This window comes from Longimicrobium terrae (assembly GCF_014202995.1).
Lineage (GTDB): Bacteria > Gemmatimonadota > Gemmatimonadetes > Longimicrobiales > Longimicrobiaceae > Longimicrobium > Longimicrobium terrae.
In genome coordinates, this window is record NZ_JACHIA010000002.1 from 513,666 (window position 1) to 525,583 (window position 11,918).

Here is an 11,918-nt window from a genome sequence, read left to right on the forward strand (position 1 = left end):
GCGGACGCGCGCCGCGTTCTGCCACCAGCCGCGGCAGCGTGGGCGGCAACCCGTTGTCATCCTTCAACGTCTGCAGAGGCGCATGGTCCCCCTCGTTCTGGTCGCCATCGTCCTCGTTCTCGCCGCGGCGGGGATCGGGGCCATCATCCGCTACTCGATCCAGGCTCGTAAAAAGCGCGCGGCAGAGATGGGCGGCCTGGCGCAGCGGCTGGGGATGAGCTTTCAGGAGAACCCGCCGCTCAGCATCATCCCTGACGGAAAGCGGTTCGAACTCTTCAACCAGGGAACCGGGCGCGACCTCCGCGACCACATGGCGCTGCAGAAGGATGGGCGCCGGGTGTCCGTCTTCGACTACGCCTTTACCATCCATGCCGGAAAGAGCCACGTGACGCACCGGCAGACGGTGGTGCACATTCACGCGCCCGGCCTGAACCTGCCCGCGTTCACGCTGCGGCCGGAGCACGCGCTGCACCGGCTGGGCGGGGTGTTCGGCTACCAGGACATCGACGTGGATGGCGATCCGGTGTTCTCGGACGCGTACCTGCTGCGCGGGGTGGAAGAGGACCTGATCCGCGGCTGCTTCAGCGCGCCCGTGCGCGAGTTCTTTGTCGCGAACCCGGGCCTGTGCGCGGAGGGCAGCGGCGCGGACCTCATGGTGTGGCGCCACTCCGCCACGCTGCCGGCGCAGCAGATTCAGCCATTCATGGAGTCGGCGTACGTGCTCATGGGGCGCTTTCTGAACAGCCCGGGACAGCGGACGACGCTCGCCGGCTGAGCACGGCGGTGACGGGAGATGACAACGCGCCGGTCCGGAATCTCCGGGCCGGCGCTTTCTTCATCCCTCGCCGCGACCACGGGACTCGCGGACGTACCGTGCGGATCTCGCTCATGGAGATCGATGGAAGGCTCCGGCGCTTCGTGCTGCGCAGTCGTGGGGTCCATCGATAACCGGAAGCCGCCATCGGGCGAGTTGATCGTCTTCCGTCCGGGGAGTTCGGTGGATGACGTGAAACGCGGATCGGCATGGTTCTGGCCGCGCTCGGGCTCCTCATCCAACCACGTCTGACGGGGGCTGCAATGCGCGCGATGGTGATCGATCAATTCGGCGGGCCGGAGGTGTTTCAGGCGCGGGAGATGGATCGCCCGGAGGCCGGCCCGGGCGAGCTTCTGGTGCGGGTGATCTGCGCGGGAACCAACCCGGTGGATGCCAAGATGCGGCAGAACGCCGACTGGGCCGGGCTCGCTCCGCCGCTGGTGCTGGGCCAGGACGCGTCTGGCATCGTGGAGTCCGTCGGACCGGGGGTGACCGGCTTTTCGCCCGGGGACGAGGTGTACTACATGGACGAGCTTTTCGGCAACACCATGGGCACGTACGCCGAGTACAACGCCGTTCCCGCGCGGCTGGTGGCGCACAAGCCGCCATCGCTGTCGCACGAGCAGGCGGCCGCGGTGCCGCTGGCGGGCGGGACCGCGTGGGAGGCCATCGTACGGCGCATGCAGGTGCGCCCGGGCGAAACGGTGCTCATTCACGGCGGTGCGGGCGGCGTGGGATCGTTCGCGGTGCAGTTCGCCAAGGCGGCGGGCGCCCGCGTGCTCGCCACCGCCGGCGCGCGAAACCAGGACGTCATCCGCCAGCTGGGTGCGGACGTGGCCATCGACTATTCGGCGGAGGATTTCGCGGAAGTCGCGTTGCGCGAAACGGGCGGCAAGGGCGTAGACGCCACCTTCGACACGGTGGGAGGCGACCTCATCAGGCGCAGCCTGCCGGCCACGCGCCCGTTCGGCCGGCTGGCGTGCATCCTTACGCCGGAAGGCACGCTGGGCGGCCTTTCCAGCCGGAATCAGACGCTGCACGGCATCTTTGTCATGCGTGAGGCGGAGCGGCTGCGCGACATGTCCGCCGCGTTCGAGCAGGGGCTGGCGCGCCCGCTTATCGGCGAGGTGATGCCGCTGGAGCAGGTGAGCCGCGCGCACGAGAGGCTGGACAGCGGCCACGGCACCGGCAAGCTGATCCTTCGCGTGGCGGAAGGCTGATCGCGGGTTCCCGCCGTCTGGTCCGGCGCTTTCCGTGGAGGAGCGCCGGGCCGTCTGCTACGCTTCGGGAAGCAGTCGGTCGAATGTCCGATGTAAAGTTTGTCTCCCTTATGGCGCCTGTATTGACGGGCTCGTTACAATCGTGTATTCCTCAGGAGACCACTACGCGCCATCGCAGTCACGGATGGCGCGGTGTAGGAGAATCATCATCACGCTGGAGAACCAGAGATGAAGAAGCTGCGCCTGACCGCCGACGAGCTGCGTGTGGATTCGTTCCCGACCGCCCAGGTCGTGGACGAAAACGAGGGCACCGTGCATGCGCACGAGATCTCCAAGAACCCCACGTACTGCTACGAGATGATGTGTCCGCCGGCCTCCACCAAGGTCTGCACGGGCTGAACGGCCCCATCCTCCGCCGGCCGTCCGCGGCCCGGTGAAGTGATGCACATCGGTTGATCGGCAGTGACCGGCAGAACAGCCGGCGATCCCCAGGATCGCCGGCTGTTCTCGTTTATCCTCCCGTGGTCCCGCGGCGACGCCTTCCGAGTGCCACGATCCCGGGAAGGCGTCGAAGAGCCCCGTCCCGTGCGGACGTTCACCCCGCGATTCCGCCTCTGTCGCGTCCGTCGCCCGGCCCGCAAACGGACCGGGCGCACACCGGTGCTTGCCATCCCAACCACGACCCGCCACTTTCTCCGCCAACGTTCCGGGCGCGGCGCCCTTTTTCCTGAAAAATCCCGTCCTCCATCCCTCGTTGCGGAGTTCGTCAATGTCCAGAAGCGTGTTCATCAACCTTGCCGTAAAGGACCTCAGACGCTCGGTGGATTTCTTTACCGCGCTCGGCTTTGAGTTCGTTCCGGCGTTCACCGACGAGAGCGCCACGTGCATGATCCTCAGCGACACGGCGCACGTGATGCTGCTGGTGCACAACCGCTTCAAGGACTTCACCAAGAAGGAGATCGTGGATTCGCACACCAGCACCGAGGTGCTGGTGGCGGTGTCGGCGCAGAGCCGCCAGGCGGTGAACGAGATGGTGGCCGCCGCGCTGGCCAACGGCGGCTCGCCCGCCAACGAACCGCAGGACCACGAGGGATTCATGTACGGCCACAGCTTTCAGGATCCCGACGGCCACATCTGGGAAGTGATGTGGATGAACCCCGCCGACCTCCCCTCGTAAGCCGGGACCGGTTCACGTTTTCGGTCGATCCGGCAAGCGCGATCCGGCGCTCCTGATCGCGATCGTGCACCCCGCGTGGGCGATGGAGGACGGTGGGCGGGATGATCGGCATCTGATGCGCGTCCCTGCATCTCCCATGGACTGAGCGGCCTCCGATCCGGCGGGATCGGAGGCCGCTTTCTGTTTGCCCCCTGTCAGAGAGCGGCGTATACTGGCAGCCATCCCCCAATCTCGCGCCTCCACGCACCCCGTCAGCGGAGCAGATCATGGTACAACGGATCGGCATGCGGCTCAGGACCCTGCTCGTTCCCCTCGCGCTGGCGGGGTTGCCCGCCTGCACCGAGGTCAGCGGCCCCGCCGCGGCCATCACGCCCGATGACGGCCCGCCCGCGCGGTCCGTGGCGGTCAGCTACCGCAACCCGGTGCTGGGCCCGGACGCGCCCGATCCGCACGCGGCCTTTCTGGACGGCAAGTACTGGATCTATCCCACATCGGAAGGCGGCCAGCGCTTTCACGCGTACTCATCCACCGACATGGTGAACTGGGTGGATGAGGGCGTGGTGCTGGACCTGGGCCCCGGCGTGGCGTGGACGGACTGGAACGGCTGGGCGCCCGCCATCGCCGTGCGCAACGGCAAGTACTACTTCTACTACTCCGCCAACGGCCCGCATCCGGACAGCAAGATCGGCGTGGCGGTGGGCACCTCGCCGCGCGGCCCCTTTACCGACATCGGCCGGCCGCTGGTGACCAGCGACGCCTCGGTGCCGCTGGAGGCCATCGACCCCATGGTGTTCGTGGATACGGACGGGCAGGCGTACCTGTACTACGGCGGCTCGGCGGGCAACGGCAACATGGCCATCCACCGCCTGAACGCCGACATGATCTCGCTGAGCGGCGCGCGCATCGTGCAGAAGCCGCGCTACTTTACCGAAGGGCCGTTCGTGCACAAGCGCAACGGCGTGTACTACCTCACCTACTCCAACGGCGGATGGAACACGCCGGACTACAACGTCCGCTACGCCACCAGCACGTCGCCGCTGGGCCCGTGGACGTACGGGGCGCAGATCCTGGGCAAGGACTTCAACTTCAGCGGGCCGGGGCACCACGCCATTCTGCAGCGGCCCGGCGCGGACGACTGGTACATCGTCTACCACCGCTACGAGGACGGCGCGGAGTTCAACGCCAAGCGCCGCGCCACCGCCATCGACCGGCTCACGTACAGCGGCACCGCCATTCAGCCCGTGACCATGACGGGCGCCGTGCCCAACGGCCGCTACAAGCTGTTCGCGCGGCACAGCGGCAAGGCGCTGGACGTGGGCGGCTGCTCCACCGCGGACGGCGCGGACGTGATCACCTGGCCGTACTCGGGCCTGGCGTGCCAGCAGTGGGACCTGACGCGGCAGACGGACGGGCATTACCGCATTACCGCCGCACACAGCGGCAAGGCGCTGGACGTAGGCGGATGTTCCACGGCCGAGGGCGCCAACGTGATCACCTGGCCGTGGAGCGGGATCGATTGCCAGCGGTGGCAGGTGGTGAAGACCGGGCCGGACGCCTTCAAGCTCGTCGCGCGCAACAGCGGGCGGGTGCTGGACGTGGCGGGGTGCTCCACCGCGGACGGCGCGGACGTCATCGTTCGGGCCTACACCGGCGCGCTCTGCCAGCAGTGGAACATCCGGCAGGCCGCGGCGGTGGTCCCCAACGGCCGCTACAAGCTGACGGCGCGGCACAGCGGGCAGGCGCTGGACGTGGCGGACTGCTCCACGGCGGACGGCGCGGATGCCATCACGTGGCCGTACTGGGCGGGCGCGTGCCAGCAGTGGAACCTGGAGCGGCTGGCGGACGGCTACTACAAGATCACGGCGTCGCACAGCGGCAAGGCGCTGGACGTGGGCGGCTGCTCCACGGCGGACGGGGCGGATGTCATCACCTGGCCGTACTCCGGCGCGGCGTGCCAGCAGTGGGACGTGGTGGACGTGGGCGGCGACTACTACCGCGTCACGGCGCGCAACAGCGGGATGGCGCTGGACGTGGCTGGCTGCTCCACCGCCGGCGCCGCAGACGTGATCGTGCGACCGTACACCGGCGCCGCCTGCCAGCAGTGGCGCATTGAAACCACGCCGTAATCTGCATCCCGGTGTGAACAATGAGGCCGCCGATCAGGGTTGATCGGCGGCCTCATTGCTTGTGCTTCGGTCAGATCACACCGGCATCCCGGCACCCCTGCGGTCGCTCACGCCTCTGATGCGGGTTCCCGCTGGCGTTTCGCGTCCGACGGGCGATCAGCAGTCCCCGGTCAGAGGGCAGATCTGGCGCTGTGTGTGCGCGCAGAAGTCGAACGAGTTGTAGCACTGGAGGTCGTTGGGATCGGCCGTGCAGCACTGCGAGTAGAAGGGCGAACTGCCGCAGTCGCAGTCCGAATAGCCGGTGATCTCGTTGGCGCGCACCGTACCCCGCTCCAGCGCGCCCACCGGCCGCGTTTCAAACGATTCCACGTTGAGGTCGTCGAGCTTCAGTTTGTTCTTGCCCATGCCGCCTGCTCTCGTCGAGGGTGGTTTGATGGTGCACGTCCATCCACGATAAAGCGGCATGCAGAACAGGTCAATCTATTTCGTTTCGAGCTGCCGGGCCTGCCCGCGAGCACCTCTCGGAGAGGTACGGCAGAAGCGGGCATTCTCGATGATCAGGAGGTCTGCAGCGAAACCGGCCGGCGATCCGAGATGGGCCGCGGCTGTTACGTTGGCGAGTGCTGTGACGCCGCCTACGGTGCGACCGTGTGGAGTGTTGACGCAGATTCGAATTTACCGCAGGTTTCCCGAACCGGCGCGAATCGGCCTTTTCCTGAGGAGGACTGAGTGATCCGACTGCAGATTGGGAGCGATGAACGGGAGGACGACGACATCTCGGAAGATTGGGTGAACCAGCAGGTTCGGCGTAGACGAAACGACGAGGCTCAGGTGTGTGCCAGGGTTACTCTTGTTACTGAGTCACTGGACTTCGCATTGTCCACTGCGGGATGCCGGGGCGGAAGCAGCTCACGCGCGTCATTGACGCGCAAGGAGAACGAGATCGTCGATCTGTGGACAAAGTGCGGATTGAATGATCCGGAGTTTCAAGGGGGGCAGTTGATCGCCTTCCTCAAGCAGGTCCGAAGAATTCTATGACCGAAGCTATATAACTCACGCGTAATGCCGCCGATCAGGATTGATCGGCGGCATTTCTTGTTACGCACTATCCAGCTTACACGCGCGTGGCGAGGTGCACCTTGCTGGAGGTGACCTTCTCCACCGGGAAGGCGCCGGCGAACGTTTCGCGCGGAAAGGTGGATTCGCCGAGTTTGACGGCCGTGTTTCCCACTTCCGGACTCGTGGCGCTCTTCACCGTCACCTCGATCGTCCCCGCGGGCCCGATCAGGTACACCAGCCACTCGCGTTCCAGTTGATCAGCCATATCGCTGCTCCATGCAGGGTGAATTCGAGTTCAGAAATCATGCGTTGATCGCCATCCAGGGCCACAGCGGAATTCCCATACCGCCGCGCGGAAACACGCGTGAGTTTGTCGGATGGGCGGAGGCTACCTGTGTCTTTTCCGACCGCGATCGGCAGCGCGCGACAGGTGGGTGGGAAATCCGGCGGCCGCGTCCGACGAAGCTATGGAACGGCACTCAGACGGAGATGCCGTCCCAACCAGCTTTCGGGAGCGGATCGTGGCGGAGTTCAACATCTACAAGGACGATGCGGGCGAGTGGCGGTGGAAGCTCCAGGCCGGCAACAACGAGACGATCGCGGACTCCGGCGAGGGCTACACGCGCCGCACCAGCTGCGTCGACGCCGTAAAGCGCGTGAAGCGGGACGCGGGTTCCGCGCTGGTCTACGACACCTCGGAGAGGCCCAAGACGCTCGTCACCGGCGCGTAGCCAAGCGTTGAACGATGAGGAGCCGCGTTCGCGAACGCGGCTCACAGCTGTAGCAGCCCATATCTCTGACGAGAAAACGGCCGACGATCCGCTTGGATCGTCGGCCGTGTTTAGTGCCAGCCCAGATCCACCTCACAAACGATCACGGCTCAGGGGACATAAAGACACAAACACACAACAGAGCCCAGTTGTTGACAAAGTACACAAAATCCATTAAAGTTGATCATCGCACACAATTGTTGGTTCCCGTAAATGGAGTAAGGTGAAATGCAGAACACTGATTTGGTAGGTATAGCTGAGATTGCTGCGCTTGCGGGCGTCTCGAAGCAGGCGGTCGCAAATTGGCGTGTGCGCTACGACAGCTTCCCACGGCCTATGCAGTCTCTGCAGAGCGGGCCGGTTTGGGAACGTGAAACCGCAGAAGCTTGGGTCAAAGCGTTCCAGGGGGAGGAGACGCATGTGCTGAGCTTCATCAACTTGAAAGGCGGGGTAGGGAAAACTACGACGGCCATAGCTGTTGCTGAGATTCTGGCGCACGAGGAGCGAAAGCACGTACTATTGGTGGATCTTGATCCGCAGACTAACGCCACGGTAGGTTTAATCGCTGAAGAGCAGTGGGCCGAATTGGACAACACGGGGCGGACTGTGGCGCAGTTGTTTGCAGACCGTCTCAATCCGCACGACCGGGCTGCGTTTGACATTGAAGCGGCGATTGTCCGTGGAGTATCCACCATCAACGATGGGATTGCGCGGCTCGATCTTCTACCATCGAGCATTCGGTTGATTGAACTTCAAGATCGAATTCCGATGATAGCGCTGGCGGGGAACTTCACGGCGAACCCGCTCGAGATCTTGAAGAATGCACTTCAACCGATCATTGATCGCTATGATTACGTGATCATTGATTGTCCTCCGAGCCTAGGTACGGTCACCAAAAACGGACTCCGGCTCTCGACCGGCTACGTGATCCCGACGATACCCGATATCGTTTCGACTTGGGGCATCTACCAGATCGTGGACAACGTCTCCCGGTTTGCAACCGACATCGGACGCGAGATCCCCGCGCTCGGTATTGTGGCAACGAAGGTGCAGGGTAATAACTTGCATGCGCGTGTGATCGACGATTTAAGGGCTAATCGTCTCGGAAGGTTCGGGGTAGAAAATGGGCTGACCCAGCCGCCTCTGTTTACGAACACGATTCCGCAGACGGTGGCCGTTGCTCGCGGTGCTGATGTAGAAGCAGACATTCGAACATTCAAAGGTAAGTACGGCACCGCGTACGAGCCTCTGCGCGGGCTGACGCTCGAAATCAAGCGGATATGCGAAAACAAGACACAGTGATTCGGATGCTGCGCCGAATCGTAGATGTTGTTGCAGACGAGGCGCGGCGCAATCCTGAGTTCGCGAGCCAACTCGAGGCAGTGCTGAGCCTACCGCCTCCAACACGCAAGCAGAAATCAGTTGATCAGGTAGACGGTGGTGATCTTCCAGACGCATTCGACGAACGACTCGCTAGAGGAGATCAAGAGTTCAGAATGTGGCTCCGTGATCAACCCATCCAACTTCTTCGCGGATTGATCCGTCAACACGACTTTGACGCTACACGACGAACGTCTAAGTGGAAGGATGCTGAGAAACTGAGTACCTACATTGCTGACCAGGTACAATCCCGCACTACTAGAGGCGCAAGCTTCATGCGTGCTCCGGGTCTCGAGACGAACTCTGGACAAGCCGAACACTCCATGGAATGGCTATCGCAGGAAGTGTTCGAAGAGACTGAATACGGTCGCCTCAACAAACAGCCCGGTGCAGAAAACTTCATCCCGCAATACCAACATTACGAGATCCCACTCGGCGGGCGGGTTGTCGCGGATCCAAAAGACGGGACATATGGGATTGTCGTTGACCGCGAGGGTAAGGTCGTCAGCAAGGTAGTCCTAAACCCATAGTGCCTGCGGTGAGCTCGTTCAGTTCCTATCCATTAGGTGAAACGGCCGGCGATCCGCGTGGATCGCCGGCCGTTCTGTCTTTCAGAGCGTGTTGCGTCAGCCTAGCTGCTCGCGAACCAGGCGGCTGACGAGTTCGGGGTTGGCGTTGCCGCCGGACTGACGCATCACCTGGCCCACGAAGAAGCCCAGGAGCCCCGTCTTGCCGCCGCGGTACTCGTCCGCCTTGCCAGCATTCGCGGCGATCACCTGATCCACGATGGGCGTCAGCGCGCCGGGATCGCTCACCTGCTGCAGACCCAGCTTCGAGACGAGCTCGCGCGGGCTGCCGCCGCTCCGGGCCATCTCCTCCAGCACCGTGCGCGCGCCCGCGACGGAAACCGTGCCGTCCTCCACCAGCCGCACGAGTTCGCCCAGTTCCGCGCCGGTGAACTTCGATTCCGCGAGCGCGCCCGCATCGGCGACGCGCGGGAGTTCGTTGATCACCCAGTTGGCCGTGGTCCTGGCCGGCGCGCCACCCGCCACCGCCTGCTCAAACATCCGCGCCGACGCCACTTCGCGCGTGAGCAGATCCGCGTCATCCGCCGAAAGGCCCAGCTCCGTCGCGAACCGTGTGCGCAACGCCTCCAGCTCCGGCGTGCGCTCCACCGCGACGGCGGCCGGCTTCGACTTCGGCCTGGCGTCGGATGAGGCGGACGGGTCGCGATCCTTTTTGGCCTTCTGCGCGGGCTTGGCCGTGGCGGACGCGGCCGGCTTCGTCCACGTGTCGCGCAACGTGACCGTGCGGTTGAACACCAGCGCGTCCGGCCGCGAATCCGTCGTGTCCGAGCAGAAGTAGCCCACGCGCTCGAACTGGTAGCGGCTCCCCGGTGCGTCGTCGCGCACGCTGGGCTCCACCATGGCGCGGTGGATGACGACGAGCGAGTCCGGGTTCAGGTTCTGCTTCCAGTCGCCCTCGCCCGCCTCGGGATCGGGCGCGGTGAACAGGCGGTCGTACAGGCGCACCTCGCAGGGCAGGCCGTGCTCCGCCGACACCCACTGAATCGTCCCCTTCACCTGCCGCCCCTCGGGCGAACTGCCGCTGCGCGTCGCCGGATCGTACGAGCAGCGCAGCTCCACGATTTCGCCCGCGTCATCCTTGACCACCTCGTCGCAGCGGATGACGTACGCGTACCGCAGCCGCACCTCGCCGCCGGGCGAGAGGCGGTAGAAGCCCTTGGGCGGGTTCTCGGCGAAGTCGTCGCGGTCGATGTACACGGTGCCGGAAAAGGGCAGGGGACGCGACCCCTCGTTCGGCACGTCGTGCGGCCACAGCGGCGCATCGAACGTTTCCGATTCGCCCGCGGGATAGTTGGTGATCGTCACCTTGAGCGGGTTCAGCACGCACAGCACGCGCGGCGCCCGGTGGTTCAGATCGTCGCGGATGGCGAAGTCCAGCTTGCCGATGTCGATGCGCGTGTTGCTCTTGGCCACGCCGATCATCTCGCAGAACGCGCGCAGCGCCTCGGCCGTCACGCCGCGGCGGCGCATTCCGGCGATGGTGGGCAGGCGCGGATCATCCCAACCGCTCACCAGGCCCTCATTTACAAGCTGCAGCAGCTTGCGCTTGCTCATCACCGTGTAGTCCAGCGCCAGCCGCGCGAACTCGTACTGGTGCGGCCGCGACGGCTCGCCGCCCTCGGCGCGCACGAAGTCCTGCCAGTGGTCCACCGTCCAGTCGTACACCGCGCGGTTGTTCTCGAACTCGAGCGTGCAGAGCGAGTGCGTAATCCCCTCGATGGCGTCTTCGATGGGGTGCGCGTAGTCGTACAGCGGGTAGATGCACCACTTGTCGCCCGTGCGGTAGTGATGCGCGTGGCGGATCCGGTACAGCAGCGGATCGCGCAGCAGCATGTTGCTGGAGGCGAGGTCGATCTTCGCGCGCAGGACGTGCGCGCCGTCGGGGAACTCGCCGGCGCGCATGCGGCGGAAAAGGTCCAGGTTCTCTTCCACCGAGCGGTCGCGGAACGCCGTCGGGCGGCCCGGCTCCGTGACGGTGCCGCGCGCCTCGCGCACTTCCTCGTCCGTACTGCTGTCCACGTACGCCAGCCCGCGGCCGATCAGGTACTCGGCAAAGCGGTACATCTGCTCGAAGTAATCCGCCGCGTGGTACACCGTGCCGCCGAAGTCCGCGCCCAGCCAGCGTACGGTGTCGACGATGGATTCGGCGTAGCTGACGTCCTCGGTTTCGGGATTGGTGTCGTCGAAGCGCAGGTTGAAGCGCCCGCCCGTTTCCCGCGCGATGCCGTGGTTGAGGACGATGGACTTGGCGTGGCCGATGTGCAGATAACCGTTCGGCTCCGGCGGAAAACGGGTGACGATGGACTGGTAGCGGCCCGCGCGCAGGTCGTCCGCGACCAGTGTGCGGATGAAGTCCATGCCGTCGCGCTCCGTGAAATCCGTCGTCGTCGAGGTACCGCCCTCGTGCTTGTTCTCGCTCACGTCTTCCGCCATCGCTGCCCGTTTCGTCCATCGTTCCGCGCGCGGTCGCGCGAGGAAGAACCCCAAGAATAGCGGCGCCGCGTCCACCCTTCAACCGCGGCGGTCTTTTTGCTCGTTTTCCCCGATCAACAGCCTCGTTGGATGATGACGCGCCGCGACGGGGAACATCGCCGCGTAAACGCATGTACTCCAACGCGATACGATGGATGAAGGTCGCCCCGTGCACGGATGGCGCGGGACGACGACGTACCCGTGCGAAGTTCCGCGCCAGTCGCGACGTCGGCTTATCGCACGCTAGATCCTTCGCTCGCGATGCATCGGCGCGAGTCAAAGCATCGCGCGCTCGCTCAGGATGACATGGTTT

At 64.7% G+C, this 11,918-nt stretch carries 12 protein-coding genes; 9 read left to right on the forward strand and 3 right to left on the reverse strand.

The features are described 5' to 3' along the window. Positions 1-82: 82 nt before the first annotated feature. The 5 genes from HNQ61_RS05520 to HNQ61_RS05540 all read left to right on the forward strand — a co-directional run bounded on the left by HNQ61_RS05520 (position 83) and on the right by HNQ61_RS05540 (position 5,337). Complete coding sequence (locus HNQ61_RS05520) at positions 83-775, forward strand: hypothetical protein (RefSeq protein WP_170037488.1); 693 nt, start codon at positions 83-85, stop codon at positions 773-775. Positions 776-1,077: 302 nt separating this feature from the next. Next, the gene (locus HNQ61_RS05525) at positions 1,078-2,034 is read left to right on the forward strand and encodes a zinc-dependent alcohol dehydrogenase family protein (protein WP_170037486.1); all 957 of its coding nucleotides are present in this window, start codon (positions 1,078-1,080) and stop codon (positions 2,032-2,034) included. 228 nt (positions 2,035-2,262) lie between these two features. Further along, positions 2,263-2,433 (forward strand): hypothetical protein, encoded by a 171-nt coding sequence (locus HNQ61_RS05530; RefSeq protein ID WP_170037484.1) that lies wholly within the window; start codon positions 2,263-2,265, stop codon positions 2,431-2,433. Between the two features lie 370 nt (positions 2,434-2,803). After that, positions 2,804-3,211 carry a VOC family protein gene (locus HNQ61_RS05535; protein WP_170037482.1) on the forward strand — a complete coding sequence of 136 codons (408 nt, stop codon included), beginning with the start codon at positions 2,804-2,806 and terminating at the stop codon, positions 3,209-3,211. A 266-nt stretch (positions 3,212-3,477) separates the two neighbouring features. Further along, the gene (locus HNQ61_RS05540; RefSeq protein WP_205761896.1) at positions 3,478-5,337 is read left to right on the forward strand and encodes an RICIN domain-containing protein; all 1,860 of its coding nucleotides are present in this window, start codon (positions 3,478-3,480) and stop codon (positions 5,335-5,337) included. Between the two features lie 156 nt (positions 5,338-5,493). On the opposite strand, the gene HNQ61_RS05545 is transcribed toward HNQ61_RS05540, so the two are convergent. Continuing rightward, positions 5,494-5,742, reverse strand: a complete 249-nt coding sequence (locus HNQ61_RS05545; RefSeq protein WP_170037478.1) for a pinensin family lanthipeptide — start codon at positions 5,740-5,742, stop codon at positions 5,494-5,496. A gap of 324 nt (positions 5,743-6,066) precedes the next feature. Here HNQ61_RS05545 and HNQ61_RS05550 point away from each other — a divergent pair, with 324 nt between their 5' ends. Beyond that, positions 6,067-6,375, forward strand: a complete 309-nt coding sequence (locus tag HNQ61_RS05550; RefSeq protein ID WP_170037476.1) for a hypothetical protein — start codon at positions 6,067-6,069, stop codon at positions 6,373-6,375. 76 nt (positions 6,376-6,451) lie between these two features. Here HNQ61_RS05550 and HNQ61_RS05555 read toward each other — a convergent pair whose 3' ends face one another. Then, positions 6,452-6,661 (reverse strand): hypothetical protein, encoded by a 210-nt coding sequence (locus HNQ61_RS05555; RefSeq protein WP_170037473.1) that lies wholly within the window; start codon positions 6,659-6,661, stop codon positions 6,452-6,454. 256 nt (positions 6,662-6,917) lie between these two features. Between HNQ61_RS05555 and HNQ61_RS05560 the strand changes: the two genes are divergently transcribed. The 3 genes from HNQ61_RS05560 (at position 6,918) to HNQ61_RS05570 (ending at position 9,076) form a co-directional block, all read left to right on the forward strand. Further along, positions 6,918-7,127, forward strand: a complete 210-nt coding sequence (locus HNQ61_RS05560; RefSeq protein ID WP_170037471.1) for a DUF1508 domain-containing protein — start codon at positions 6,918-6,920, stop codon at positions 7,125-7,127. A gap of 267 nt (positions 7,128-7,394) precedes the next feature. Next, positions 7,395-8,468, forward strand: a complete 1,074-nt coding sequence (locus HNQ61_RS05565; RefSeq protein ID WP_205761894.1) for an AAA family ATPase — start codon at positions 7,395-7,397, stop codon at positions 8,466-8,468. Positions 8,469-8,473: 5 nt separating this feature from the next. Further along, a complete protein-coding gene (locus HNQ61_RS05570; protein WP_170037468.1) occupies positions 8,474-9,076 on the forward strand; it encodes a hypothetical protein in 603 nt (200 codons plus the stop codon). Positions 9,077-9,172: 96 nt separating this feature from the next. Here the strand turns inward: HNQ61_RS05570 and HNQ61_RS05575 are convergent, their stop codons facing one another. Then, the gene (locus HNQ61_RS05575) at positions 9,173-11,566 is read right to left on the reverse strand and encodes a glutamine--tRNA ligase/YqeY domain fusion protein (protein ID WP_170037465.1); all 2,394 of its coding nucleotides are present in this window, start codon (positions 11,564-11,566) and stop codon (positions 9,173-9,175) included. Positions 11,567-11,918: the final 352 nt, after the last annotated feature.